Here is a 23777-nt window from a genome sequence, read left to right on the forward strand (position 1 = left end):
AAGATCAATTGGCGATGCGGCGGGCGAATTCGGCCAGCGCCTGCTGGTAGATGGTCGCGCGGTTCCAGTCGTTCCAGTGCTTGTAGTTGATCTGGCCGGGCCCGTATCCGCCGCCCGGCTGCCAGCCATGGCCGCGCAGGAAGTTGGCGGTCGAAGCCAGCACGTCGGCACGCGAGCGGATCAGGTCGCGACGTCCGTCGCCATCGAAATCGACGGCATATTCGAGATATTTGGACGGCAGGAACTGGGTCTGGCCGAGTTCGCCGAACCCTGCGCCGCGCATCCGCTCGGCCGGGATATAGCGCTTCTGGGCGATGATGAGAGCCGAATCCAGCTCATTGGTGAAGAAGGCGGAGCGGCGGCAGTCATAGGCCAGCGTCGCCAGCGGACCGAACACGCTCCTGTTGCCTGAATTGGCGCCGAAGCCCGTCTCCATGCCCCAGATGGCCAGAAGCACTTCCGGCTGGACGCCGTATCTCTGCTCGATGCGGCGCAGCAGCGAGGCTTCGGACTTCATGTAGCCCTTGGCCTTCTTGACGTAGGAAGCCGGCGCGCGGCGCTGCATGAAATCCTCCAGGCTGCCGCGGAAAGCCTTGTGCTGGGCCCGGTCGATCTTGATCACCCCGGTATCGTACTTCACGCCCTGAAGGGGGCGCGTGTCGATGCCGCGCGCCTTGGCGTCGGCGGTGTAAGCGCCTACCCATGCATTGAAGCCGCTGGCGTCATTGCCGCATTTTCCGGCGGCATGCGCGGCTCCCGCCGCCGTCAAGGCGGCAAACGCTGCCGCAGCAAAAAAACGTCCTTTGGCAAGAACTGCCATATTGGTCTCCTGAGTGCCTGAATCACGTCCCCGCGCGAATTTGCCAGTCCTGCGTGCACTTGTCATCGCTGTCCCGCAAGCCTGCGCTGCAAGCCGGGCTCTGTGCAGGCGGAACTCGATCTAAATGTGGCAAAGAGGCCACATGGCGAAATTGGGCATTTACCATGTATGCGATTGTAGCGGCATCATGTTTCAACTTGCCCTCGACATGCGCTACTGAGCCTGAGCGGCAAAACCGGCAGAACATCAATGATGGGCACTTCACGCGCTTTTGATCGATACCGCCGCTCGGCAGGCGAAAAGACGACACTGCCACGGCTCATTGCCGGAACGCTGATCGTGATTGCCTTCTGGGTTGTGAGCTCGTTCGCGGCCATCGGTATCGGCTCCTATCTCTTCGGCATGGGCCGCATCGGGGCAGGCGAAGCCCTCGAAACCGACCTGATGATGGACTTTATCGCCTCTCCGGCGGGCATCGCGGCCATGCTCCTGTCCTTCTCTGGGATATGGGTCGGTCTTTGGCTGGCCATGCGCTTCGTGCATCGCCAGCCCCTTTCCGCCCTGTTCGGCGCAGGCCGGCGCCTGTCGCGCGGCGGCTTCGCCAGGGGTTTCCTCGCGGTGATCCTCACCTCCCTGCTCTCGGAAGCGCTGATCTACCTGATCCGTCCGGAAATCGTCAGGGGCCCCATTCCGCCCGCAAGCTGGCTGCTTTTCCTTCTGCCGGCCGTTTTGCTGACATTCATCCAGACTTCGGCCGAGGAAGTGCTTTTCCGTGGCTATATGATGCGTGGGCTGGCCGCACGCTTTGCAAGCCCGCTCGTCTGGTTCCTGCTGCCCGTGATCGTCTTCACCGCGCTGCACTGGGGCGCTTCGGCAAATCCGGCCGTCCATCTGTCCGGCATTCTCACCATAGGAGCCTTCGCGCTGGTGCTCGCGGCCACGGTCTGGCTGACCGGCAATCTGGGCGCCGCGTTCGGCGCCCACCTTGCCAACAACCTGTTCGGCTTCACGCTGATCTCCCATCAGGACACCTACGGCGCACTTGCCCTTTTCATGGGCGCATCGCTCGAAGGTCCGGGCTGGACCGCGACCGACGCGGTCCTGCTCACCCTTATCGGCTTCGCCTGCAGCGCGCTGACCCTGGCCCTTCTGGTTCATCCGCGCTCGCCCCTCAAGCTGCAAACGGAACCGGAAGACGTCGCAGCCCCTGTTCCGTCTCAGCGTCAGCCTTGACTCCGGCCCGTTTTTCCTGTCTTAAGCGCACAATTCTGCGACAAGTCTTCTTTTCGCGAAGCTGACCGGGGCGCCGGGCCTTTCATGGCTGCGTGTCGACCCCGGAGGCCAACACCCGGCAGCGCGATGCGCCCCCGGGTGCTTTTCGGCTTTGGTTTCGTTTGGAGAAAGGCCGGAGCGGCACTACCTCTCGTCCATCCATGGACGGCAGGGAAAAGGAAGAGACATGTTTGAATCGCTGCAGGAACGCCTTGGCTCGATCCTGAACGGCCTTACCGGCCGCGGCGCGCTGTCGGAGGCCGACGTCTCGGCCGCGCTGCGCGAGGTTCGCCGCGCCCTGCTGGAAGCCGACGTCGCGCTCGATGTCGTGCGCTCCTTCACCGACAGGGTGCGCGAGCAGGCTGTCGGCGCTGCGGTTCTCAAGTCGATCAAGCCCGGCCAGATGGTGGTCAAGATCGTCCATGACGAACTGGTCGCCATGCTGGGCGAGGAGGGCGTGCCGATCGACCTCAACGCGCCCGCCCCGGTCGTCGTCATGATGGTCGGCCTACAGGGTTCGGGCAAAACCACCACCACCGCCAAGATCGCGCGCCGCCTGACCGAACGTCAGGGCAAGAAGGTGCTGATGGCCTCGCTGGACACGCGCCGGCCGGCCGCGCAGGAGCAGTTGCGCCAGCTTGGCGAGCAGACCAAGGTTGCCACGCTGCCGATCGTCGCCGGCCAGTCGCCTGTCGACATCGCCCGCCGCGCCGTGCAGGCGGCGAAGCTCGGCGGCCATGACGTCGTCATTCTCGACACCGCCGGCCGCACCCATATCGACGAACCGCTGATGGCCGAAATGGCCGAGATCAGGACGGCCTCGAACCCGCACGAAATCCTGCTCGTCGCCGATTCGCTGACCGGTCAGGACGCGGTCAACCTCGCCCGCAATTTCGACGAGCGCGTCGGCATCACCGGCCTCGTGCTGACCCGCATGGACGGCGACGGGCGCGGCGGCGCCGCCCTTTCCATGCGCGCCGTCACCGGCAAGCCGATCAAGCTGATCGGCACCGGCGAGAAGATGGATGCGCTGGAGGAGTTTTATCCCAAGCGCATCGCCGACCGCATTCTGGGCATGGGCGACATCGTTTCGCTCGTCGAGAAGGCAGCCGAAACCATCGACGCGGAAAAGGCCGCGGCGATGGCGAAGAAGATGCAGTCGGGCAAGTTCGATCTGAACGACCTCGCCGACCAGCTTGGCCAGATGCAGAAGATGGGCGGCATGGGCGGCATCATGGGCATGATGCCCGGCATGGGCAAGATGAAGGACCAGATGGCCGCCGCCGGTCTCGACGACAAGATGTTCAGGCGCCAGCTCGCCATCATCTCCTCGATGACCAAGGCCGAACGCGCCAATCCCGACATCCTCAAGCACAGCCGCAAGAAGCGCATCGCCGCCGGCTCCGGCACGGATGCGGCGGAGATCAACAAGCTGCTCAAGATGCATCGCGGCATGGCCGACATGATGAAGGCCATGGGCGGCAAGGGCAAGGGCGGCGGCATGATGCGCGGCCTCATGGGCGGCCTCGCCTCGAAGATGGGCATGGGCGGCCTTGGCGGCATGATGGGCGGCATGCCCGACCTGTCGAAGATGGACCCGAAGCAGATCGAGGCGCTGAAAAAGCAGGCGGAAGCCGCCGGTCTCGGCAAGGGACTGCCCGGTGGACTTCCGGGCGGCATGCCTGGTGGTCTGCCCGGCGGTCTGCCGGGTCTGGGCGGCGGTCTTCCCGGCCTGCCCGGCGGCATGAAGCTGCCCGGCCTCGGCGGCCTTCCCGGCAACAAGAAGAAGTGAGGGAACGATGAGCGAAGACAGGAACCTCGACGAGGCGAAGCGCCTGCTCGCAGGCTACCGCTCCTCGATCGACAACATCGACGCTGCCCTCATCCACATGCTGGCCGAGCGCTTTCGCTGCACCAAGGCGGTGGGCGTGCTCAAGGCCACCTATGGCCTGCCGCCTGCCGACCCGGCGCGCGAGGCCCAGCAGATCGAGCGCCTGCGGCGGCTGGCCGACGACGCCCATCTCGACCCCGACTTCGCGGAGAAGTTCCTAAACTTCGTCATCCGCGAGGTCATCCGCCACCATGAGCATATCGCTGCCAATGGCGGCGCCTCCCAACCCGGCTGAACCCAGGCCGGACCGAACACAGACCGAGACATCAGAGCTTTAGGAGAAAGAAAATGGCACTGAAGATCAGACTGGCCCGCGCGGGCTCCAAGAAGCGTCCCTACTACCACATCGTGATCGCCGACGTGCGCAGCCCGCGCGACGGCCGCTTCATCGAAATCGTGGGTGCATGGAACCCGATGCTGCCGAAGGACGGCGACCGCGTGAAGGTCGACGCCGACCGCGTCAAGCACTGGCTGGACCACGGCGCCCTGCCGACCGACCGCGTCGCCCGCTTCCTCGACCAGAGCGGTATCGCCAAGCGCGAAGCCCGCAGCAACCCCACCAAGGGCCTGCCGGGCAAGAAAGCCCAGGAACGCGAGGCTCTTCTCAAGAAGGCTCAGGAACAGGCTGCCGCCGCGCTTGCCGCCGCTGCCGCCCCGGCCGAAGCCGGCGCAGAGTAAGCCAGGACTTACATTCAGGAAAGGCCGCCCCGGGCAGACCGGCGCGGCCTTTTTATGCTGCCGGAGGGATCAGTAGCCGTCCCTGTAACGGCGGTCGCCGTAGCGGCTGTGGCTGTAACGGTCGTCATAGCGATTGCCGTAGTAGCGATCGTCGTAGCCGCGCGGGCATTGCGCGGTATAGACGCGGCCATATCGGTCGCGATAGCGGCAGCGGTTCGGCTCGTTGGCGGAACCGATCAGCGCGCCCGCCACGGCTCCAACGGCGCCGCCGACAAGCGCACCCTCGGCACGGTTTCCGGGCGAAGCGACGGCGGTACCGATGGCCGCACCGCTCAGACCGCCTATGGTCGCACCCTGTTCGGTCTGCGAGCATGCGGCAAGCGGCACGAGCAGACCCATCACCACGATCAATTTCTTCATTGTCTCAACCTCTCGCGGACAGTTTCTGTCCCTCACCACCCCGATAACGTGCGGAAACGGGATTCGATCCGGGGCCGCGCAAATCAGTGGCAGCCGGCGGATGAATGGCGGCTGAACGCGATTCCGGCATCCGAAACCCCATGCGAAGGTTGACAGGAGCAAGCCTCGTCGTTTATGAGCCTGTCACAACTTCGGCGCGCTTTTGGGCGCGCTTTTCAGTTACGCCCGCAAAGGGCCAAATTGACGGGCAATACCATGAAGATCAAAAATTCGCTCAAGGCGCTGAAGGCACGTCACCGCGACAACCGCCTGGTTCGCCGCAAGGGCCGCATCTACATCATCAACAAGACCGACCCGCGCTACAAGGCCCGTCAGGGCTGAGCCACAGCTTCGCCGGGGCTGCAAGCCTTTCAGGGTGCCGCCGCTCCGCTTATACGGCTCACGCGAAATTCAGTTTGACGAAGCGCATGACGGGGTTAGATTCCCTTTCATGCGCTTTGTCGTTCTCATCGCCGCGACACTCCTGTCGCTGGACGCCGCGGCCCTTGCCGCTGCGGCAAGCGAGCCTGCCCGCCACAGCGATCCTGCGGAGAACACGCTCGAAAGGCCCGCCGAAAGCCGCGCGCAGAAGATCGACCGGCTGTTCGCGGAGCTGAAACGCGAAGGCAATGCCAAAGCCGCCGAGCGCATAGCGCGCCGAATCCAGCAGGAATGGTCCCAATCGGGCAGCGCCTCGGTGGACCTCATGATGCAATGGGCGCAGAAGGCGGCGGCAGCCCGCAAGTATGACGTGGCGCTCGACTTCCTCGATCAGGTGGTGACCTTGCAGCCGGATTTCGCCGAGGGCTGGAACCGGCGCGCCACCATCCACTACACGATGAAGAACTACGCCAAGTCGATGGCCGACATCGACCGCACGCTGAAGCTGGAGCCGCGCCACTATGGGGCGATTTCCGGCTTGGCCCGCATCATGTCCGACACCGACCGCAAGGAGCCCGCCATCGCTGCCTGGCAGCGCGTGCTCGACGTCTATCCGGCCCTGCGCGCTGCACAGGACCAGCTGGCGAGGCTGTCCGAGGAAATTGCCGGCCAGAGCATCTGAGCGACCCCGGCCAGCCCCCGCGGCGCTATTTGCGGGGCGATCCCTCTGCCCCGATGTCGGCGATGCGCAGCATGTTGGTCGCGCCCGATGTTCCCAACGGCACACCGGCGGTGATGATGATGCGCCCGCCCGCTGCGGCAAAGCTTTCCTGCACCGCAATGCGGCAGGCGCGGTCCACCATGTCGTCCAGATCCGTGGCATCCTCGGTCACCACGCAATGGGTGCCCCAGGCAAGCGACAGACGGCGTGCCGTCTCGAGGATCGGCGAAAGGGTGATGATCGGCACCTTCGGACGCTCGCGCGCGGCGCGCAGGCCGGTTGCACCGGAAGCCGTGTAGGTAACGATGGCCGACAGTTCGAGCGTTTCGGCGATTTCGCGCGCGGCGTAGGAGATGGCGTCCGGGCCGGTCGGCTCCGGCGTCGAACGCTGGGCGTTGATGATAGCCGGATAGGTGGGGTCCTTCTCGACGCGCTCGGCGATACGGTTCATGGTGGCGACCGCCTCGACCGGATAGGCCCCGGCGGCGGATTCGGCCGACAGCATGATGGCGTCGGCCCCTTCGAACACGGCGGTCGCCACGTCCGACACCTCGGCGCGGGTCGGCACGGGTGCCGAGATCATCGATTCCAGCATCTGGGTTGCAACGACCACCGGCTTGCCGGCCTTGCGGGCAGCTCGCGTGATCTGCTTCTGGATGCCGGGCACCGCCTCGGGCGGCATTTCCACGCCGAGATCGCCACGCGCCACCATCAGCGCGTCGGTCAGTTCCATGATCTCGGAAAGCCGGGCCACCGCCTGCGGCTTCTCGATCTTGGACAGGAGCAGCGCCCGGCCATTGGCGATCCGGCGGGCTTCGATCAGGTCTTCGGGGCGCTGGATGAAGGAGAGCGCGATCCAGTCGACGCCTGCCTCCAGCGCGGCATCGAGGTCGGCACGGTCCTTCTCGGTCAGCGCGCCGACGGGCAGGTCGGTATCGGGCAGCGATACGCCCTTGCGGTCGGAAATCGACGTGCCGGCCACGACCACGCACTGGATTGAGCGGCCGTCGCATCTCACCGCCTTCAGCTCCAGCTTGCCATCGTCGATCAGCAGGCGGTGCCCCGGCTCCACCGACTTCAGGATTTCGGGATGGGGCAGGTGAACGCGCGTGGCATCGCCCGGCGCGGTGTCGTCGTCGAGGGTGAAGGTCTGGCCGACGGCAAGCGTTTCCTTGCCGTTGGCGAAGCGGCCAACGCGCAGCTTGGGACCCTGCAGGTCGGCGAGAATCCCGATCGGACGCCCGACCTCGGCCTCGACGGCCCGGATGCGGCCGATCAGCGTGCGCATAAGCTCGTGATCGGCATGGCTCATATTGATGCGGAAGACATCCGCACCCGCTTCGAAAAGTTTCTTCAGCGTGGCCTGCTCGGAAGAAGCCGGACCGATTGTTGCGAGTATCTTGACCTTGCGGCTACGTCTCATTGACCGTTCGTTCCTGAGGCCGAAGCCCCGTCTGTTGCCGGTTGCTCGGTCAGCTGGACCATCCAGTTCGACTGCTCTCCGGTGTCGTATTCCTGGAAGCCGGCCCGCTGGAAGCCTCGTGCCACACAATCGGTGACGCCGGCGATCTTGAATTCCTTTTCCGCCACGCACATGTTGATCGGCCCGTCCCAACGGCCGCCGCGTTCGGCATCTTCTGCATAGAGATAGTAAAACCGCGATGACAGCGGCCCCTCGATCAGCGTCTTGCAGCTCGACGCCTCGATGTGCCACCAGCCTTCGGTGATCCAGCCGGCCTTGGCCCTGTAGCCGATGCCGACGCCGACGAGGCTCTGCGTGGCATTGCAGACCCGGAAATCGGCATGGGCAGGCGTGGCCTGCGCCAGAACGGCGATGACAGCTGCGGCGAACGGCAGTACCGCCAGGAGCGCCCTGCCTGCGCCGGAACGGACCCTGTTCATACCCCTCAGCATCGATCCCTTCATGTGCTTCAGCCCCTTTTCGGCAAACTGCGCACGCATGTCAACGCGAGGCAGCATATAAATCCAATCGATTTAAATCAGCAGAGCGCGGTGGTTTGTCGCCCGCAGCGGAATTCTGGAGAAAACCTTGTCCAAACCACGGCCCAAGCAACGGCCCAAGCAACGGCATTGCACACATGCCCCCTTCGTGGGATGAGACTAGAGCATTTCCGCCCCCTCCAGAATCACGGAAACGTTGCAAGGTGCTGTTTCTGCGCAATTCCGGACGGAAAGCCGGTTCCCACTTCGACTTCTGAATCTGCTCTATCATCCAGCCCGGAACGAAAAACGGACCTTTCCCCGCAGCCATGACCCGATCCACAGTTTTTGCTCCTTTCGATCTGGTCAAAGGCGATGCCAGCCGCGGCATCCTGCTTGTCTGCGATCACGCAAGGCGCGACCTGCCGCAGGACTACGGTACGCTCGGCCTGCCGGAGGCGGAGTTCGAGCGCCACATCGCCTATGACATCGGTGCCGAGGCGGTGACGCGCGAGCTGGCCGCCCTGCTCGGCGCGCCGGCTGTGCTGGCAAACTTCTCGCGCCTGCTCATCGATCCAAACCGCGGCGAGGACGACCCGACCCTGATCCGCCAACTCTACGACGGCACCATCATCACCGGCAACTATCCGCTTTCCGGAGCGGAACGGCAGCGCCGGCTCGACATGTTCTACAGGCCCTATCACGACGCCGTTTCGGCCGCGACGGCAGCGGTCGCCGCCCGTTCAGGCCGCGCGCCGTTCCTGTTATCCGTGCATTCCTTCACCCCGTCCATGCAGGGCATCGCCCGGCCATGGCATGTCGGCGTGCTGTGGGACCGCGACGACCGCGTGGCGAAACCATTGATCGAGGCGCTCGCAGCGGACGGCGCGCTCACGGTCGGCGACAACGAGCCTTATGACGGTGCGCTGCGCGGCGACACCATGTTCCGCCACGCCATCGTCAACGGCTATCCGCATGCGCTGATCGAGATCCGGCAGGACCTGATCGCCACGGCGCAGGCGGCCAGCCATTGGGCGCATCGCCTTGCCCCGATCGTTGACGCGATCAACCGGCGCCCCGATATACATGAGGTGCGCCGCTTCGGCTCGCGCACCGGCCCCCTGTGAATGAGGAGAGCGCCATGAGGCAGATCGACGAGGACAAGCAGCGCGACTTCGAGGCCGCCGCCTTCCGCCGCCTGCTCAGGCATCTGCGCGAGCGCACGGACGTGCAGAATATCGACCTGATGAATCTCGCCGGCTTCTGCCGCAACTGCCTCGCCAACTGGTATCGCGAGGCCGCCGAAGCCGAAGGCACGGCTCTCTCGAAGGACGAGGCGCGCGAGATCGTCTACGGCATGCCCTATGACGACTGGCGTGCACGTTACCAGCTTGAAGCTTCCGACGCGCAGAAAGCCGCCTTCGGCCAGAACCAGCCGAAGGATCACTGACCTTCAGCCGCGTCGGGCAGCCTCGATTGCCGCGACGTCGATCTTGCGCATCGTCATCATCGCCTCGAAGGCCCGCTTTGCTTCCGCACCGCCGGCGGCCATCGCCTCGGTCAGCACGCGCGGCGTGATCTGCCAGGAGATGCCCCATTTGTCCTTGCACCAGCCGCACTCGCTTTCCTGACCGCCATTGCCGACGATGGCATTCCAGTAGCGGTCCGTCTCTTCCTGATCGTCGGTGGCGATCTGGAACGAGAAGGCTTCGTTGTGCCTGAAAACGGGCCCGCCATTGAGGCCCAGGCAGGGGATGCCGGCGACGATGAAGTCGACCGTCAGAACATCGCCGGCCTTGCCGGAAGGGTAGTCGCCCGGCGCGCGGTGGACAGCGCCGACGGAGCTCCCGGGGAAGACCCCGGCATAGAAGCGCGCCGCGGTTTCGGCATCCTTCTCGTACCACAGGCAGACCGTATTTTTGGGGATGACCATCGTCGTTCCTTTCGGCTTTACGGGAATGCCCCACGCCGCGGCTTGCAGGCAGCAACGCATTGGTCCCGGCCGTCGTTCCATTGCATGGCCGATCCGGGTCATTTTCCATTGAAATGGCTCTGGTACCGATGCCGGCGGGAATTGGCACATGTCTTCGCTACGGGACGGTTGGACGCGACGCATAAAACGATTTAAAAGGCGGTCGTCTTCAGTTCTTCGGACTACCGATCATGGATGAGCAGAGCCGGAAGGAGATTGCGGTACGCGGACGCCGGGCCGTCGCCGCCATGTTCTTCGTCAATGGTTTCATCACCGGAAGCTGGGCACCGCAGATTCCGGTCCTGCTGGTGCGGCTGGAGATCAGCAAGTTCACGCTCGGCCTTCTCATCCTGCTGTTTGGCGCAGGCGCGGTGGTAGCCATGTCGTGGTGCGGGCATCTGATCGCACGGCACGGATCGCGCATCGTCCTGACACGGTTCGCCATCGCCGCCAGCTTCGGCCTGCTTCTGGTGGCTCTGGCCCCCGACGTGCTCCTGGCGGCTCCGGCCATGATCGTGTTCGGCGGCCTGATCGGCGCCATGGACGTGGCCATGAACACCAATGCCGTGGTTGCGGAACGCCGGCTGGGGCGCGCCATCATGTCGTCATCGCACGGTTTCTGGAGTCTCGGCGGCTTCGTCGGCGGCGGTCTGGGCGGTCTGGGCATCCAGACGCTCGGGCACCTGGCCCATGCGGCGATCATCACCGCCATCGCCTTTGCCGGCGTCATGCTGGCCGCACGCCATCTGGTTGCGGAGGACCGGCCCGCCGCCACAGGACGCATCCGCTTCGCGCTGCCGCACAATCCCTTCATCTATCTGATCGGCATCATGGCGCTGTTTTCGATGACGCCGGAAGGCGCGGTACTCGACTGGGCCGCGCTCTACCTGCAACAGGAGCTCGGCGCCGATCTCGCCACGGCGAGCCTTGCCTTCGCCGCCTTTTCCGGTGTCATGGCCTGCATGCGCTTTGCCGGAGATGCCGTACGCAATCGCTTCGGGGCGGTCACGACGCTTCGCGCCTGCGCGCTCCTTGCCGCCGCCGGAATGCTCGGGGCCGGGCTGGCCTTCTCGCCATGGATGGCGATCGTCTGCTTTGCCTTTTGCGGCATCGGCATCGCCAATATGGTGCCGATCGCGTTTTCGGCCGCCGGCAATCAGCACGGCATACCCTCGGGCATCGGCATGAGCGTGGTCACGACCATGGGCTATTGCGGCATTCTGGTCGCGCCATCGGCCATCGGCTTCGTCGCCGAGCATATCGGCTTCGGGCCGGTTTTCATCAGCCTGTCGGGCCTGCTCTTCGTCGTCTTCCTGATGGCGGGGCTCGCGCACCGCGCGGATTTCAGCGTCGGCCAGCCGGCCGAATAGGGCGTCGCGGGGGAAACCGCCCCGGCCCTCGGTGCCATAACGGGAAGCACCTGCCAGACAGGTCGGGCAGGCTGGCATCCAGGACGTCAGATCCGTCCCATCAGCACCAGGATCAGCAGCACCACCAGCAGAACGCCGACAATGCCGGAGGGGCCGTATCCCCAGTTGCGCGAATAGGGCCAGCTCGGTATGGCGCCGATAAGGATCAGCACCAGAACGATGATGAGGAGCGTCGTAAGAGGCATGGCTGAATCTCTCCCGCCTTGTGAATGTCTCAGTTCACAATGCGCAAGCCGGTCCCGCGTTCCCTTCCCGCATCAATCGGGTGGCCATGAAAAAACCCGGGCGAGACGCCCGGGGTTCGAATGCGGGGACGCAGCGGCCGTTCAGACGGCCTTTTCCAGCTCGGCTTCCCACTTGCCGAGCGCGGCCAGCGAGTTCATGCGGGCGCGGTGCGTGAAGGCGGCCTGCGCGGCGGCAACGTTCTCCACCTTGCCCGCCCATGCCTTCTGCGGCGCGGCCTGCAGGGCGCGGCCATAGGAGAAGGTCAGCTTCCACGGATGCGGGCCGATGGCGTTGATGGCGTTGAGGTTCGCCGTCGCCTCTTCGTCCGACTGGCCGCCGGACAGGAAGGCAATACCCGGAACGGCGGACGGCACCGTTTCGCGGAACAGCCTGATGGTCTTCTCCGCCACTTCCTCGGGCGCGTTCTTCGTGCCCGACTTCTTGCCGGCGATGACCATGTTCGGCTTGAGGATCGTGCCTTCCAGAACCACGTCGGCAGCGTTCAGCTCGGCATAGAGCTGGAGCAGCGTGACCTTGGTGACCTCATAGCAGGTGTCGATGTCGTGGGCGCCGTCCATCAGCACTTCCGGCTCGACGATCGGCACGATGCCGGCTTCCTGGCAGAGCGCCGCATAGCGGGCAAGCGCATGGCAGTTGGCGTCGATGGCGTAGCCGGAGGGAACGCCCTCTTCGTCGTTGATGTCGATCACGGCGCGCCACTTGGCGAAACGGGCACCGAGCTTGTGATACTCGGCCAGACGCTCGCGCAACCCGTCGAGGCCCTCGGTGATGGTGTCGCCGGGGAAGCCGGCCAGCGGCTTGGCGCCGGCATCGACCTTGATGCCGGGAATGGCGCCGGCAGCCCTGATGATGTCGACCAGCGGCGTGCCGTCGGCGGCCTTCTGGCGGATGGTCTCGTCGTAGAGGATGACGCCGGAGATGTACTTCGTCATCGCCTCCTGCGTACGGAACATCAGCTCGCGATAGTCGCGGCGGTTGTTCTCCGTGGATTCGACGCCGATGACGTCGAAGCGCTTCTTGATCGTTCCGGAACTTTCGTCCGCCGCAAGAATGCCCTTGCCGTCGGCCACCATGGCCGCCGCGATATCCTCAAGACGTTCGCTCATAGAGTCACTCCTAAATAAAGCACCGGCTGGATGAGATGCCCGCCGCATAGCAGAACCCGCCCGGCAAAGGAATGCCGGACCCACGTCCTAATCGATTGAAAGTTCACAGTTTCCGCCTTTCGGGCGAAAGCTGCGGGAATCAGCGCTTCAGGACCTCGACGCCCGGCAGCGGCTTGCCCTCCATCCACTCCAGGAAGGCGCCGCCTGCGGTCGAGACATAGGTGAAGTCGTCGGCCGCGCCCGCATGGTTGAGGGCGGCCACCGTGTCGCCGCCGCCGGCCACCGACACCAGCTTGCCTTCGCGCGTGCGACCGGCGGCATGGCGTGCGGCCTCGACCGTTGCGCGGTCGAAGGGCTCGATCTCGAAGGCGCCCAGCGGACCGTTCCAGACAAGAGTCGCTGCCCGGTCGATCCACTGGTTGACCACCTCGACGCTCTTCGGCCCGGCATCAAGGATCATGGCATCGGCTGGCACGGCATCGATGGCCACCGTCTCATTCGGGGCATTCGCCCTGAACTCGCGCGCTACCACGCCATCGACGGGCAGGATGACCGCGCAGCCGGCCTCGGCGGCCTCGATCATGATCTGCTTCGCCGTCCGGGCAAGGTCATGCTCGGCCAGCGACTTGCCGACCTCCGTGCCGCGCGCGGCAAGGAAGGTGTTGGCCATGCCGCCGCCGATCACCAGCGCATCGACCTTCTTCACGAGATTCATGAGCAGGTCGATCTTGGTCGAGACCTTGGCTCCGCCCACGATGGCGACCACCGGCTTGACCGGGCTGCCCAGCCCCTTTTCAAGCGCTTCCAGCTCGGCCTGCATGGTGCGTCCGGCATAGGCCGGCATCACATGCGCCAGCCCCTCGGTCGAGGCATGCGCCCGGTGCGCGGCGGAAAACGCATCGTTGACATAGATGTCGCCGTTTTCGGCCAGCGCCCTGACGAAATCGGGGTCGTTCTTTTCCTCGCCCTTGTGGAACCGGGTGTTTTCCAGAAGCAGCACGTCGCCATCCTTCATGGCGGCAATTGCGCTGGCTGCCTTTCCGCCGATGCAGTCGCCGGCGAAACCGACGGCGCGGCCAAGCGCTTCCGCAGTGGCCTTCGCCACAGGCTCCAGCGAGAACTCCGGATTGGCTTCGCCTTTCGGACGGCCGAAATGGGCGAGCAGGATGACCTTCGCGCCCTTGTCCGAAAGCTCGGCGATGGTCGGCCCGACACGCTCGATGCGCGTGGTGTCGGTGACCTTTCCGTCAGCCATCGGCACATTGAGGTCCACACGCACCAGCACCCGCTTGCCACGGATATCGCCAATGTCATCCAGCGTCTTGAAGTCAGCTGTCATGTTGAAAACACCCTTTTGAGAACGCTGCGGAAACCTCGGAACCGGCGCCGCATTGCAAGGCTTATGACACAAAGCAAAACGCCCGGCAAAGCCGGGCGTTTCCTTGTGTTAATGCAGATCAGGCGATGGTCTTGCCAAGCGCCACAGCCGTGTCGGCCATGCGGTTGGAGAAGCCCCATTCGTTATCGTACCACGACATGACACGCACGAGGTTGCCCTCGATCACCTTGGTCTGGTCGAGCGCGAAGGTCGAGGATGCCGGATTGTGGTTGAGGTCGATGGAGACCAGCGGCTCATTGGTGTAGGCGAGGATGCCCTTGAGCGGGCCGTCGGCGGCAGCGACCAGCGCGGCGTTGACTTCCTCGACGGTGACGTTGCGCTTCGGCACGAACTTGAAGTCGATGACCGAGACGTTCGGCGTCGGCACGCGGATCGACACGCCGTCGAGCTTGCCCTTCAGCTCGGGAAGAACGAGGCCGACGGCCTTGGCGGCACCCGTCGAGGTCGGGATCATCGAAACGGCAGCGGCGCGGGCGCGGTAGAGGTCCTTGTGCATGGTGTCGAGCGTCGGCTGGTCGCCCGTATAGGCGTGCACCGTGGTCATGAAGCCCTTCTCGATGCCGAAAGCATCGTTGAGCACCTTGGCGACCGGAGCCAGGCAGTTGGTCGTGCACGAAGCATTGGAGATGACGACATGGTCCTTCGTCAGCTTGTCGTGGTTGACGCCGTAGACGACGGTCAGGTCGGCGCCATCGGCCGGAGCCGAGACGATGACGCGCTTGGCGCCGCCGGCAAGGTGGGCCGAGGCCTTTTCCTTGGAGGTGAAGATGCCGGTGCACTCCAGCACGATGTCGACGCCGAGCTCGCCCCACGGCAGCTTCGAGGGATCGCGCTCTGCGAACACCTTGAAGGAGTCGGAGCCGACCGAGATGGTGTCGCCATCGACCTTCACTTCGCTCGGGAAGCGGCCATGCACGGAATCGTAGCGCAGCAGATGCGCGTTGGTCTCGACCGGGCCGAGGTCGTTGATGGCGACGACATCGATGTCCTTGCGGCCGCTTTCATAGATCGCGCGCACGATGTTGCGGCCGATGCGGCCAAATCCGTTGATGGCAACCTTCAAAGTCATGTCCGTCTCCTGAAGCGGGAAAATCCCTGCCGTTCTTAAGGGAGGCGGGCTCCGGAATCCATGGCCCGCCATCTGCTTCAAATCGATTAGCCGGCCCCTGGTCCACAACTTCCCGGGGCCTGCCTGTCGATCATGCGACAGTCAGCCGTGCAACCGGCCTTCCGCCGCCTTTGCCACCGCCTCGGCGGTGATGCCGAAATGGGCGTAGAGCTGCTCGATGGTGCCGCTGGCGCCGAAGCCGGTCATGCCGACGAAGATGCCGTCGGTGCCGATGACCGCATCCCAGCCCTGGCGAATGCCGGCCTCGACCGCGACCTTCACCTTCGCCGTGCCGATTGTCGCGGCGCGATAGGCTTCGTCCTGCTGCCAGAAGATGTCGAGGCAGGGCGCCGAGACGACGCGGGTCGGATGGCCGTGCCCCTGCAGCAGATCGCGCGCCTTGAGCGCGATCTCGACCTCGGAGCCGGTGGCGAAGATGGTCACCGCGGCCTCGCCACCCTCGGCGGCGGCCAGCTCGTAGGCGCCCTTGCGGCACAGGTTCTCTTCCACATAGGCAGTGCGCACCGCCGGCAGGTTCTGGCGGGTGAGCGCCAGCGTCGACGGGGTCTTTGCCGATTCCAGCGCAATCTGCCAGCATTCGGCCGCCTCGGTCGCATCGGCCGGACGGAAGACGTTGTGGTTGGGGATGGCGCGCAGCGCCGCCAGATGCTCGACCGGCTGGTGGGTCGGGCCGTCTTCGCCAAGACCGATGGAATCATGGGTCATGACGAAGATGGAACGGATGCCCATCAGCGAGGCCAGACGCATGGCCGGCCGCGCATAGTCGGAGAAGCACATGAAGGTGCCGCCATAGGGGATGAGGCCGCCATGCAGCGTCAGGCCGTTCATGGCCGCCGCCATGCCCAGTTCGCGGATGCCGTAGTGGATGTAGCGCTCGCCGTAATTATCAGGCGTGATCGCACTGGTCTGGCTGGTCTTGGTGTTGTTGGAGCCGGTCAGGTCGGCCGAGCCGCCGATGGTCTCCGGCACCACGGCATTGATGACTTCCAGCGCCATTTCCGACGACTTGCGCGTGGCGACCTTCGGCTTGTCTTCTGCCAGCTTCTGCTTGTAGGCGCCAAGGGCAGCGTCGAGGCCAGCCGGCAGCTTGCCGGACACCCGGCGCTCGAACTCGGCGCGCTGGCCGGCATCGATCCTGCCGAGGCGTTCTTCCCACGCATTGCGCGCCTGTGCGCCCCGCGCACCGGCGGCGCGCCAGGCATCCAGCACATCGGCGGGAACCTCGAACGGCTCGTAGGACCAGCCGAGCGCCTTGCGCGCGCCGGCGATTTCCTCCGCGCCGAGCGGCGAGCCATGCACCTTGTTGGTGCCGGCCTTGGTCGGCGCACCGAAGCCGATGGTGGTCCTGGCGGCGATCAGCGTCGGCCGGTCGGACTTGTGGGCGGCTTCGATGGCGGCGGCGATGGCCTGCGGGTCATGGCCGTCGATCTTCAGCGTGTTCCAGCCCGAAGCGGCGAAGCGGGCCGCCTGATCGGTGTTGTCGGACATCGTCACCGGGCCGTCGATGGAGATGTTGTTGTCATCCCAGAAGACGATCAGCTTGTTGAGCTTGAGATGGCCCGCCAGCGAGATCGCCTCCTGGCTGATGCCTTCCATCAGGCAGCCGTCGCCGGCCAGCACATAGGTGTAGTGATCGACCAGACCGTCGCCGAAGGCGGCGTTCATGATGCGCTCGCCGAGCGCGAAGCCGACCGAATTGGCGATGCCCTGGCCGAGCGGCCCGGTGGTCGTCTCGATGCCGGCGGCGTGGCCGTATTCGGGATGGCCGGCAGTCCGCGAGCCAAGCTGGCGGAAGTTCCTGATCTCGTCGAGGGTCATGTCCTCGTAGCCGGTCAGGTAGAGCAGCGAGTAAAGGAGCATCGAGCCATGCCCCGCCGACAGGATGAAGCGGTCGCGGTCGGCCCAGTGCGGGTTCTTTGCATCGAATTTCAGGAAGCGGGTGAACAGCACCGTGGCAATGTCGGCGCAGCCCATCGGCAGGCCCGGATGGCCGGAATTGGCCTTCTCGACCGCATCCATGGAAAGAAAGCGGATCGCATTCGCCATCCGGTCGTGTTGTTCGCGCGAGGGCATGGTTCCTCCAGCAGGATCTGGGCAGGGGAAAGAGGTGGGGCGACACATAGCAGGCGACGCCTTGAAGTCAACAAATCGGTGCGTTTTCATGGCTTTTCGGCCGATTCGACGCATCCGGTAACGTCGTTAGCGGGGGACAGCCCCAGAGCTTTGTTGACGCATGGTTCACACGGAGCCTAATGTTTCTTCGATAACGCGTTCTGAACGCGTACGATTCGGTGATGCGCATAAATGGGATATGAGCCATGACCGGGGACACCACGCTCAAGGAGGTCATCGCCCGGCTGGGCAAGGCCATGGAACGCCTCGAGGACGCGGTCGCTGCCCGGCTCGAACATGAACGCGACTATGCCGAGGCCGAGGCCGAGGTACAGCGCATGAATGCGGACCGCTCGCGGCTGGCGCAGGAACTCGACAATTCGGAAGCCCGCGCCGAGCGGCTGGAAGAAGCCAACAAGGAAGTGTCGCGTCGTCTGGTAACCGCCATGGAAACGATCCGCGCGGTGCTGGACAGGTAGGCTCGGGAGTGTCGCAATGGCGCAGGTGACGGTTTCGATCGACGGCAAGCAGTACCGTATGGCCTGCGACGAAGGTCAGGAGGAGCACCTCATCGGCCTCGCGGAGATGTTCGACCGCTATGTGCTCCACCTCAAGGAATCCTTCGGCGAGATCGGCGACCAGCGGCTGACGGTGATGGCCGGCATCATGGTCATGGACGAGTTGTCCGAGTTGCAAAAGCGCATCAAGGGCATGGAGAGCGAGATCGACACCCTGCGCAAGACCCGCGACGACGCCCTCGCCAAGGCCAACAAGAACGATGCGGCGCTCACCGGCGCGCTGGGCAGCCTTGCCGACCGGATGGAAACGCTTGCCGCCACACTCTCTGCCCGCAAGGAATAGGCATCCATTCCGCAAAACCCGGATGGCAGAATCCGGAAGCTGCAAATATTCACTTTTGTAGAATTTTTTTCCAGATTCACGGTATAAACCAAGTCTGTTTTCTTCCTGATGCGCCTCTGCGTGAGCTAGACTGCAACCCAGCCATTTCCAGACAACAGGCAGGGACAGACCATGAGCCTTCGCATCAACGACACGGCCCCCGACTTCACGGCTGAAACCACGCAGGGAACCATCCACTTCCACGACTGGATCGGGGACGGCTATGCAGTGCTGTTCTCCCATCCGAAGGATTTCACGCCGGTCTGCACCACCGAGCTCGGCACGATGGCCGGGCTTGAGCATGAATTCAAAAAGCGCAACGCCAAAATCATCGGCATCTCGGTCGATCCGGTCGAAAGCCATGAGCGCTGGAAGGACGACATCCGCACCGTCACGGGCCATGCTGTCGATTATCCGCTGATCGGCGACACCGATCTGAAAGTCGCCAAGCTTTACGACATGCTGCCCGCCGAAGCCGGCGACAGCTGCGAGGGCCGCACGCCCGCCGACAATGCCACGGTGCGCTCGGTGTTCGTCATCGGGCCCGACAAGAAGATCAAGCTGATCCTCACCTATCCGATGTCGACGGGACGCAACTTCCAGGAAATCCTGCGCGCCATCGATTCCATCCAGCTCACCGCCAGGCATCAGGTGGCGACGCCGGCCGACTGGAAACAGGGCGACGACGTCATCATCACCGCAGCCGTCTCCAACGAAGACGCCGTCAAGCGCTTCGGCTCCTACGAGACCATCCTGCCCTACATCCGCAAGACGAAGCAGCCGGCGGCCTGACAAAAATCAGGCAACTCCCCAGACACCGCGAAACCATGCGGCTTTCCGCGCCGGGCCCTGCTTGTCCGCAACGGGTTCACCGTTCTCAGGCATGTGGAGAACGACCCGGCCTGCGGCGGCGCGACCGTCTTGCTGACCAGGCGCGAAGAGTGACGGCGGCTTGGTCGATCGCCGGCCGCACCGCCTTGTGATGGGCCGGGGTTCATGACAGGTTCGGCGCCAACGCATCCGCTGCGGATGCACCCGCAGAGGCAACAGCATGACCCCATCCGGTTACCGGGTTCTGGCCCGAACCCCTTCCGTCGAAGATTATATGCGCCTGCGCGCTGCCGGCGGGCTGAGCGCTTTTTCCCACGAAGCTGCCAGCGCGGGACTAAGAGGCACCCGTTTTGCCGTGCTGGTGACGAAGGATGACGCGGTCGTCGGCATGGGACGGCTGGTCGGCGACGGCGGCTGCTTCTTCCAGATCGTCGACATCGTGGTGGAGCCGGAGCATCAGGGGCACGGGCTGGGCAAGGCCATCATGTCCGCACTCATGGATCACGTGAAGAGAGCGCTTCCGTCCTCGGCCTATGTCAGCCTGATTGCCGATGTCCCGGCAAACAGGCTTTACGAGCAGTTCGGATTTCGCGAAACCGCGCCGCGGTCTCTCGGCATGGCCTTCAAGGTGCCCTGACCGCGGACGCCGACACACCTGATGGTTGCCGGACTGGCGGGTGCCTGCATGAACGGAAACGGCGCCCACAGGGAGCGCCGTTTGCTTTTTCCGAGTGCACCAGCCGGTTATGCAGCCGGCTGCGCCTCGATGGTGCGCAGTGCCTGCATCTGGCGCTTTGCCTCCGCCTTCACCGCATCCTGAACCTTCTCGAAGGCACGCACCTCGATCTGGCGCACGCGCTCGCGGCTGATGTCGAACTCGCCGGACAGCTCTTCCAGCGTCAGCGGCTCCTCGGCGAGACGGCGCGCCTCAAAGATGCGTCTCTCGCGATCGTTCAGCACGGACATGGCGTTCGCCAGCATCTTGCGGCGATTGTCCAGCTCGTCCTGCTCGATCAGCATCTGTTCCTGGCTGTCGCTGTCGTCGACCAGCCAGTCCTGCCACTCGCCGCTTTCGCCCTCGGTGGCGCGGATCGGCGCATTGAGCGAGGCGTCGCCCGACAGGCGGCGGTTCATCGAAACCACCTCCTCCTCGGAGACGTTGAGACGCGTGGCGATCTCGGCGATCTGCTCGGGCTTCAGGTCGCCATCGTCCAGCGCCTGGATCTTGCCCTTCACCTTGCGCAGGTTGAAGAACAGGCGCTTCTGATTGGCGGTGGTGCCCATCTTCACCAGGCTCCACGAGCGCAGGATGTATTCCTGGATCGAGGCCTTGATCCACCACATGGCATAGGTGGCCAGCCGGAAGCCGCGCTCCGGCTCGAATTTCTTGACCGCCTGCATGAGACCGACATTGCCTTCCGAGATCACCTCGCCGATCGGCAGGCCGTAGCCGCGATAGCCCATGGCGATCTTGGCAACGAGCCTCAGGTGGCTGGTGACGAGCTTGTGTGCGGCGTCGGTGTCGCCATGCTCGTGATAGCGCTTGGCGAGCATATACTCTTCCTGCGGCTGGAGCATGGGAAAGCGGCGGATTTCCTCAAGGTAGCGGGTCAGGCCGCCTTCGCCGGAAACGATGCTGGGTAGTGACTGGGCCATAAAGCACCCTCCTCTCTGGGTCGATGCCCCCGAAACGCGGCGGGCATGTGGCGCGGATGCCGAAAACGCACATCCACGAATACGAGCTTATACAGGAACAAAACCAGAAAAGCACGCATTTGTTCAATGCGAAACAGACTGTCACGGCGAAGTGAACAAAGCGAGTCAGGTTTTTTGATGGCAGGTTCAGATTTGGCGAAAGCCGCTCACGATGGCGGCCATGTCCGCGGGCAGCGGCGCCTCGAACCGCATCATCATATGGGTGGCGGGGTGGCGAAATGCAAGCAGCCGCGCATGCAGCGCCTGCCTTGGAAAGGCCGCAACCGCATCCTTCAGCGGCTCCGGCAGCCGGTTCGCCTTGGTGCGGAACGCCTGCCCGTAATCCGGGTCACCGACCACCGGATGGCCGATATGCGCCATATGGACCCTGATCTGGTGGGTGCGGCCCGTCTCCAGCCGGCATTCCACGAGGCTTGCCGCCGCATACCGGCTCTGGCCCTCGCCAAACCGCTCCTCGACCCGGTAGTGGGTGACGGCATGGCGCGCGTCGTCGCGCCCTTCCGGCACCACCGCGCGCCGCACCCGGTCCGCCGCCCGGCCGAGCGGCGCGTCGACGGTGCCTGACAGGCGCTCGGGGACGCCCCAGACCAGCGCCAAATAGGCGCGTTCGAGATCGCCGCTGCGGCCATGGTCGGCAAAGGCTTGCGACAGCGACTTGTGGGCGCGGTCCGTTTTGGCCGCGACCAGCACGCCCGACGTGTCCTTGTCGAGCCGGTGGACGATGCCCGGCCGCTTCACCCCGCCGATGCCGGACAGGCTGTCGCCGCAATGGTGGATCAACGCGTTGACCAGCGTGCCGGTCCAGTTGCCGGCGCCCGGATGCACCACCAGCCCGGCCGGCTTGTTGACGACGATCAGCTCGTCGTCCTCGTAGAGAATGTCGAGCGGGATGGCCTCGCCCTGCGGCGCCGCCGGCTCCGGCTCGGGCATGGCGACCTCGACCCGCTCGCCGGCTGCCAGCTTGCGTTTCGGCTCCCCGGCCGCGACGCCGCCGACCAGCACCGCGCCCTGCCTGATCAGCGCCTGCACCCGGCTGCGCGACAGGTCGGGGGCCAGCCGCGCGGCCAGCCACTGGTCGAGACGCTGGCCGGCGGCGTCCGCATCGGTGACCAGTTCGACCCGCTCGCCCTCTATCAATCCCGCACCCACTTCGTTATGACCGCTCATCCTGTCGAACTGTTGCGGACCCTGCCATGACCCGGCCCGAAGCCGAAGATGAAGACGAAAAGCCGCTGGATCCTTCCATCGAGAAGGTGCGCCGCAAGATGGTCCGCTTCATGGGCATCAATCTCGGCATTCTGTTCCTCGCCCTTATGGTGGTGATCGCGGCCCTTGTCTACAAATCCCGGACATCGGCGCCTCAGGTCGCCGCACCCGCAGGCGACATACAGCTTCCGGCCGGGCAGCCGGCCGAGGCCGACATCGTACTTCCCGTCGGCGCGCGCATCGTCTCGCAGTCGATTTCCGGCGACCGCATTTCACTCGATGCTGAACTTGCCGGCGGCGAGCGCATGCTGTTCGTCTACGACATTGCCGCGCAAAGGCTGGTCGGACGCTTCGCCATCCGCAACAGATAAAATAGACAGGGACCTGAAGCGCAAGAAGCGAAACTGAAAGATCGCGAAGCGCTTCGGCCCGATCACTTCTGCGCGCACGGCGCGGGCTCGTCTTGAAACTGCAATGCGACTCTGCCTATCTTTGACCTGCCGCCTGATGTGCAGACGGCATGGTTGTTCTTGTTGCGAAAGGAAAGACACTGAGAACAGCACTTCGGAAGAAGGCCGACATCGCGCCTTCGCCGGCCGGGATAGGCGCCAGCCACCCCCGCGCCCTCGACATCGTCCTTGCCAGTCTCGAAGACTCAAAGGCCGAAAACATCGTCCCCATCGACATTCAGGGCAAATCGAGCCTCGGCGACCATATGGTCATCGCCTCCGGCCGGTCGCACCGTCATGTCGCGGCAGTCGCCGACCATCTGCTCAAGGCGCTCAAGGATGCCGGTTTCGGCAATGCGCGCGTCGAAGGGCTGTCGGGAGCCGACTGGGTCCTGATCGATTCGGGCGATATCATCGTCCATATCTTCCGTCCGGAAGTTCGCGAGTTCTACAATCTGGAGAAGATGTGGCAGGCGCCGGATCTGGAGGAAGAGACGCTTCACTGAGGTGAGCGTCTCCCTTTGAAACATCGGACCGGAGCGTGGTTTCCGCTTTTCGGGTTGTCCGGTGTGTGATCTGGTGCAGGCATGAAACTCATCGTACACGCCGTGGGCCGCATGAAGTCCGGCCCCGAGAAGGAGCTTGGCGACCGCTATTATGAGCGGTTCGCCCGCAGCGGGCCCGCCGTCGGCCTCGAATTCGGCGGCATTACCGAAATCCCGGAAGGGCGCGGCCAGACGGTGGAGGAACGCCAGCGCGAGGAAGGCCAGAAGCTGCTTGCCCATGTGCAGACAGGCGCCGCCCTCGTCCTGCTCGACGAACGTGGCAGGAGCTTTTCCTCCGAAGAGCTCGCCCGCCGCATCGGCGCCATGCGCGACAACGGCCGCAAGGCGCTGGTGGTGGCGATCGGCGGGCCGGACGGACATGGCGAGGCGCTGCGCAACGAGGCCGAGCTGGTCATATCGTTCGGCGCGCTCACCTGGCCGCACCAGCTTGTCCGCGTCATGCTGGGCGAGCAGCTCTACCGCGTCGCCACCATCCTTGCCGGACACCCCTATCATCGAGCCTGAGAATCACGGCAGATGAAGCCGCTTCGCCCGGATTTTCGCCCCATTCTG

General features: G+C 64.5%; 27 protein-coding genes and 1 pseudogene. 16 read left to right on the top strand and 12 right to left on the bottom strand.

The genetic code is table 11. The annotated features are described in order from the left end of the window. Window positions 1–4: 4 nt before the first annotated feature. Window positions 5–820 (bottom strand): lytic murein transglycosylase, encoded by an 816-nt coding sequence (locus tag DES43_RS03450; protein ID WP_035022173.1) that lies wholly within the window; start codon window positions 818–820, stop codon window positions 5–7. A gap of 249 nt (window positions 821–1069) precedes the next feature. On the opposite strand from DES43_RS03450, the gene DES43_RS03455 reads away from it, so the two are divergent. From DES43_RS03455 to rpsP, 4 genes are all read left to right on the top strand, one after another. Then, window positions 1070–2053 carry a CPBP family intramembrane glutamic endopeptidase gene (locus DES43_RS03455; RefSeq protein WP_035022176.1) on the top strand — a complete coding sequence of 328 codons (984 nt, stop codon included), beginning with the start codon at window positions 1070–1072 and terminating at the stop codon, window positions 2051–2053. Window positions 2054–2279: 226 nt separating this feature from the next. Continuing rightward, window positions 2280–3884: a signal recognition particle protein gene (gene ffh, locus DES43_RS03460; protein WP_035022179.1), complete on the top strand. Its 1605-nt coding sequence runs from the start codon at window positions 2280–2282 to the stop codon at window positions 3882–3884. Window positions 3885–3891: 7 nt separating this feature from the next. Beyond that, window positions 3892–4218, top strand: coding sequence for a chorismate mutase (locus tag DES43_RS03465; RefSeq protein ID WP_035022181.1), 327 nt, complete (start codon window positions 3892–3894; stop codon window positions 4216–4218). A 53-nt stretch (window positions 4219–4271) separates the two neighbouring features. Continuing rightward, complete coding sequence (gene rpsP, locus DES43_RS03470) at window positions 4272–4661, top strand: 30S ribosomal protein S16 (protein WP_035022196.1); 390 nt, start codon at window positions 4272–4274, stop codon at window positions 4659–4661. Window positions 4662–4814: 153 nt separating this feature from the next. Here the strand turns inward: rpsP and DES43_RS03475 are convergent. After that, window positions 4815–5081 (bottom strand): annotated as a pseudogene (locus DES43_RS03475) (glycine zipper domain-containing protein); the annotation flags it as partial. A 255-nt stretch (window positions 5082–5336) separates the two neighbouring features. On the opposite strand from DES43_RS03475, the gene ykgO reads away from it, so the two are divergent. Further along, on the top strand, window positions 5337–5462 hold the full coding sequence (ykgO, locus tag DES43_RS03480) for a type B 50S ribosomal protein L36 (RefSeq protein ID WP_035022199.1): 126 nt from the start codon (window positions 5337–5339) through the stop codon (window positions 5460–5462). A gap of 109 nt (window positions 5463–5571) precedes the next feature. After that, on the top strand, window positions 5572–6183 hold the full coding sequence (locus DES43_RS03485) for a tetratricopeptide repeat protein (protein ID WP_035022201.1): 612 nt from the start codon (window positions 5572–5574) through the stop codon (window positions 6181–6183). Window positions 6184–6208: 25 nt separating this feature from the next. On the opposite strand, the gene pyk is transcribed toward DES43_RS03485, so the two are convergent. Together pyk and DES43_RS03495 are read right to left on the bottom strand one after the other, a co-directional pair. Beyond that, window positions 6209–7645, bottom strand: coding sequence for a pyruvate kinase (pyk, locus tag DES43_RS03490; protein ID WP_133674805.1), 1437 nt, complete (start codon window positions 7643–7645; stop codon window positions 6209–6211). Continuing rightward, window positions 7642–8124 carry a DUF1036 domain-containing protein gene (locus DES43_RS03495; RefSeq protein WP_425352059.1) on the bottom strand — a complete coding sequence of 161 codons (483 nt, stop codon included), beginning with the start codon at window positions 8122–8124 and terminating at the stop codon, window positions 7642–7644. The genes pyk and DES43_RS03495 overlap by 4 nt, the downstream gene beginning before the upstream one ends. Before the next feature lie 368 nt (window positions 8125–8492). Here DES43_RS03495 and DES43_RS03500 point away from each other — a divergent pair, with 368 nt between their 5' ends. Together DES43_RS03500 and DES43_RS03505 are read left to right on the top strand one after the other, a co-directional pair. Beyond that, window positions 8493–9290: an N-formylglutamate amidohydrolase gene (locus DES43_RS03500; protein ID WP_035022205.1), complete on the top strand. Its 798-nt coding sequence runs from the start codon at window positions 8493–8495 to the stop codon at window positions 9288–9290. Between the two features lie 14 nt (window positions 9291–9304). Then, window positions 9305–9613, top strand: a complete 309-nt coding sequence (locus tag DES43_RS03505; RefSeq protein WP_035022207.1) for a DUF1244 domain-containing protein — start codon at window positions 9305–9307, stop codon at window positions 9611–9613. A 3-nt stretch (window positions 9614–9616) separates the two neighbouring features. Here DES43_RS03505 and DES43_RS03510 read toward each other — a convergent pair whose 3' ends face one another. After that, window positions 9617–10090, bottom strand: coding sequence for a VOC family protein (locus DES43_RS03510; protein WP_198027459.1), 474 nt, complete (start codon window positions 10088–10090; stop codon window positions 9617–9619). A gap of 236 nt (window positions 10091–10326) precedes the next feature. Between DES43_RS03510 and DES43_RS03515 the strand changes: the two genes are divergently transcribed. Continuing rightward, window positions 10327–11505 carry an MFS transporter gene (locus tag DES43_RS03515; RefSeq protein WP_035022211.1) on the top strand — a complete coding sequence of 393 codons (1179 nt, stop codon included), beginning with the start codon at window positions 10327–10329 and terminating at the stop codon, window positions 11503–11505. An 86-nt stretch (window positions 11506–11591) separates the two neighbouring features. Here DES43_RS03515 and DES43_RS03520 read toward each other — a convergent pair whose 3' ends face one another. The 5 genes from DES43_RS03520 to tkt form a co-directional block, all read right to left on the bottom strand. Beyond that, window positions 11592–11750 carry a DUF3309 family protein gene (locus DES43_RS03520; RefSeq protein ID WP_035022213.1) on the bottom strand — a complete coding sequence of 53 codons (159 nt, stop codon included), beginning with the start codon at window positions 11748–11750 and terminating at the stop codon, window positions 11592–11594. A gap of 141 nt (window positions 11751–11891) precedes the next feature. Beyond that, complete coding sequence (locus DES43_RS03525; RefSeq protein WP_035022215.1) at window positions 11892–12917, bottom strand: class I fructose-bisphosphate aldolase; 1026 nt, start codon at window positions 12915–12917, stop codon at window positions 11892–11894. A 139-nt stretch (window positions 12918–13056) separates the two neighbouring features. Continuing rightward, complete coding sequence (locus DES43_RS03530) at window positions 13057–14256, bottom strand: phosphoglycerate kinase (protein WP_035022217.1); 1200 nt, start codon at window positions 14254–14256, stop codon at window positions 13057–13059. A 118-nt stretch (window positions 14257–14374) separates the two neighbouring features. Beyond that, window positions 14375–15385: a type I glyceraldehyde-3-phosphate dehydrogenase gene (gene gap / locus DES43_RS03535; RefSeq protein WP_035022219.1), complete on the bottom strand. Its 1011-nt coding sequence runs from the start codon at window positions 15383–15385 to the stop codon at window positions 14375–14377. Window positions 15386–15526: 141 nt separating this feature from the next. Next, complete coding sequence (tkt, locus tag DES43_RS03540) at window positions 15527–17518, bottom strand: transketolase (protein WP_035022222.1); 1992 nt, start codon at window positions 17516–17518, stop codon at window positions 15527–15529. 245 nt (window positions 17519–17763) lie between these two features. Between tkt and DES43_RS03545 the strand changes: the two genes are divergently transcribed. The 4 genes from DES43_RS03545 to DES43_RS03565 all read left to right on the top strand — a co-directional run bounded on the left by DES43_RS03545 (window position 17764) and on the right by DES43_RS03565 (window position 19925). After that, complete coding sequence (locus DES43_RS03545; RefSeq protein ID WP_035022225.1) at window positions 17764–18036, top strand: DUF4164 domain-containing protein; 273 nt, start codon at window positions 17764–17766, stop codon at window positions 18034–18036. Window positions 18037–18052: 16 nt separating this feature from the next. Next, window positions 18053–18418, top strand: coding sequence for a cell division protein ZapA (locus DES43_RS03550; protein ID WP_035022229.1), 366 nt, complete (start codon window positions 18053–18055; stop codon window positions 18416–18418). A gap of 171 nt (window positions 18419–18589) precedes the next feature. Continuing rightward, window positions 18590–19249, top strand: a complete 660-nt coding sequence (locus DES43_RS03555) for a peroxiredoxin (protein ID WP_035022232.1) — start codon at window positions 18590–18592, stop codon at window positions 19247–19249. A 259-nt stretch (window positions 19250–19508) separates the two neighbouring features. Then, window positions 19509–19925 (top strand): GNAT family N-acetyltransferase, encoded by a 417-nt coding sequence (locus DES43_RS03565; RefSeq protein ID WP_035022234.1) that lies wholly within the window; start codon window positions 19509–19511, stop codon window positions 19923–19925. A gap of 107 nt (window positions 19926–20032) precedes the next feature. Here DES43_RS03565 and rpoH read toward each other — a convergent pair whose 3' ends face one another. Both rpoH and DES43_RS03575 read right to left on the bottom strand, forming a co-directional pair. Then, the gene (gene rpoH / locus DES43_RS03570; RefSeq protein WP_035022237.1) at window positions 20033–20944 is read right to left on the bottom strand and encodes an RNA polymerase sigma factor RpoH; all 912 of its coding nucleotides are present in this window, start codon (window positions 20942–20944) and stop codon (window positions 20033–20035) included. Window positions 20945–21130: 186 nt separating this feature from the next. Then, complete coding sequence (locus tag DES43_RS03575; protein WP_035022251.1) at window positions 21131–22171, bottom strand: RluA family pseudouridine synthase; 1041 nt, start codon at window positions 22169–22171, stop codon at window positions 21131–21133. Between the two features lie 26 nt (window positions 22172–22197). Between DES43_RS03575 and DES43_RS03580 the strand changes: the two genes are divergently transcribed. The 3 genes from DES43_RS03580 (at window position 22198) to rlmH (ending at window position 23729) form a co-directional block, all read left to right on the top strand. After that, window positions 22198–22581, top strand: a complete 384-nt coding sequence (locus tag DES43_RS03580; protein WP_035022254.1) for a hypothetical protein — start codon at window positions 22198–22200, stop codon at window positions 22579–22581. A gap of 149 nt (window positions 22582–22730) precedes the next feature. Continuing rightward, window positions 22731–23165 (top strand): ribosome silencing factor, encoded by a 435-nt coding sequence (gene rsfS, locus DES43_RS03585; RefSeq protein WP_084496348.1) that lies wholly within the window; start codon window positions 22731–22733, stop codon window positions 23163–23165. A gap of 81 nt (window positions 23166–23246) precedes the next feature. Next, entirely contained in the window at window positions 23247–23729 is a 483-nt protein-coding gene (rlmH, locus tag DES43_RS03590; protein ID WP_035022257.1) for a 23S rRNA (pseudouridine(1915)-N(3))-methyltransferase RlmH, read from the top strand. Window positions 23730–23777 lie beyond the last annotated feature (48 nt).

It is taken from the genome of Aquamicrobium defluvii (assembly GCF_004363725.1).
GTDB lineage: Bacteria > Pseudomonadota > Alphaproteobacteria > Rhizobiales > Rhizobiaceae > Mesorhizobium > Mesorhizobium defluvii.

Bases quoted from the DNA above. Each gene is read 5' to 3' on its own strand.
- DES43_RS03450 (WP_035022173.1), bottom strand. From the start codon at position 820: ATGGCAGTTCTTGCCAAAGGACGTTTTTTTGCTGCGGCAGCGTTTGCC.
- DES43_RS03455 (WP_035022176.1), top strand. From the start codon at position 1,070: ATGATGGGCACTTCACGCGCTTTTGATCGATACCGCCGCTCGGCAGGC.
- ffh (WP_035022179.1), top strand. From the start codon at position 2,280: ATGTTTGAATCGCTGCAGGAACGCCTTGGCTCGATCCTGAACGGCCTT.
- DES43_RS03465 (WP_035022181.1), top strand. From the start codon at position 3,892: ATGAGCGAAGACAGGAACCTCGACGAGGCGAAGCGCCTGCTCGCAGGC.
- rpsP (WP_035022196.1), top strand. From the start codon at position 4,272: ATGGCACTGAAGATCAGACTGGCCCGCGCGGGCTCCAAGAAGCGTCCC.
- ykgO (WP_035022199.1), top strand. From the start codon at position 5,337: ATGAAGATCAAAAATTCGCTCAAGGCGCTGAAGGCACGTCACCGCGAC.
- DES43_RS03485 (WP_035022201.1), top strand. From the start codon at position 5,572: ATGCGCTTTGTCGTTCTCATCGCCGCGACACTCCTGTCGCTGGACGCC.
- pyk (WP_133674805.1), bottom strand. From the start codon at position 7,645: ATGAGACGTAGCCGCAAGGTCAAGATACTCGCAACAATCGGTCCGGCT.
- DES43_RS03495 (WP_425352059.1), bottom strand. From the start codon at position 8,124: ATGAACAGGGTCCGTTCCGGCGCAGGCAGGGCGCTCCTGGCGGTACTG.
- DES43_RS03500 (WP_035022205.1), top strand. From the start codon at position 8,493: ATGACCCGATCCACAGTTTTTGCTCCTTTCGATCTGGTCAAAGGCGAT.
- DES43_RS03505 (WP_035022207.1), top strand. From the start codon at position 9,305: ATGAGGCAGATCGACGAGGACAAGCAGCGCGACTTCGAGGCCGCCGCC.
- DES43_RS03515 (WP_035022211.1), top strand. From the start codon at position 10,327: ATGGATGAGCAGAGCCGGAAGGAGATTGCGGTACGCGGACGCCGGGCC.
- DES43_RS03520 (WP_035022213.1), bottom strand. From the start codon at position 11,750: ATGCCTCTTACGACGCTCCTCATCATCGTTCTGGTGCTGATCCTTATC.
- DES43_RS03525 (WP_035022215.1), bottom strand. From the start codon at position 12,917: ATGAGCGAACGTCTTGAGGATATCGCGGCGGCCATGGTGGCCGACGGC.
- DES43_RS03530 (WP_035022217.1), bottom strand. From the start codon at position 14,256: ATGACAGCTGACTTCAAGACGCTGGATGACATTGGCGATATCCGTGGC.
- gap (WP_035022219.1), bottom strand. From the start codon at position 15,385: ATGACTTTGAAGGTTGCCATCAACGGATTTGGCCGCATCGGCCGCAAC.
- tkt (WP_035022222.1), bottom strand. From the start codon at position 17,518: ATGCCCTCGCGCGAACAACACGACCGGATGGCGAATGCGATCCGCTTT.
- DES43_RS03545 (WP_035022225.1), top strand. From the start codon at position 17,764: ATGACCGGGGACACCACGCTCAAGGAGGTCATCGCCCGGCTGGGCAAG.
- DES43_RS03550 (WP_035022229.1), top strand. From the start codon at position 18,053: ATGGCGCAGGTGACGGTTTCGATCGACGGCAAGCAGTACCGTATGGCC.
- DES43_RS03555 (WP_035022232.1), top strand. From the start codon at position 18,590: ATGAGCCTTCGCATCAACGACACGGCCCCCGACTTCACGGCTGAAACC.
- DES43_RS03565 (WP_035022234.1), top strand. From the start codon at position 19,509: ATGACCCCATCCGGTTACCGGGTTCTGGCCCGAACCCCTTCCGTCGAA.
- rpoH (WP_035022237.1), bottom strand. From the start codon at position 20,944: ATGGCCCAGTCACTACCCAGCATCGTTTCCGGCGAAGGCGGCCTGACC.
- DES43_RS03575 (WP_035022251.1), bottom strand. From the start codon at position 22,171: ATGAGCGGTCATAACGAAGTGGGTGCGGGATTGATAGAGGGCGAGCGG.
- DES43_RS03580 (WP_035022254.1), top strand. From the start codon at position 22,198: ATGACCCGGCCCGAAGCCGAAGATGAAGACGAAAAGCCGCTGGATCCT.
- rsfS (WP_084496348.1), top strand. From the start codon at position 22,731: ATGGTTGTTCTTGTTGCGAAAGGAAAGACACTGAGAACAGCACTTCGG.
- rlmH (WP_035022257.1), top strand. From the start codon at position 23,247: ATGAAACTCATCGTACACGCCGTGGGCCGCATGAAGTCCGGCCCCGAG.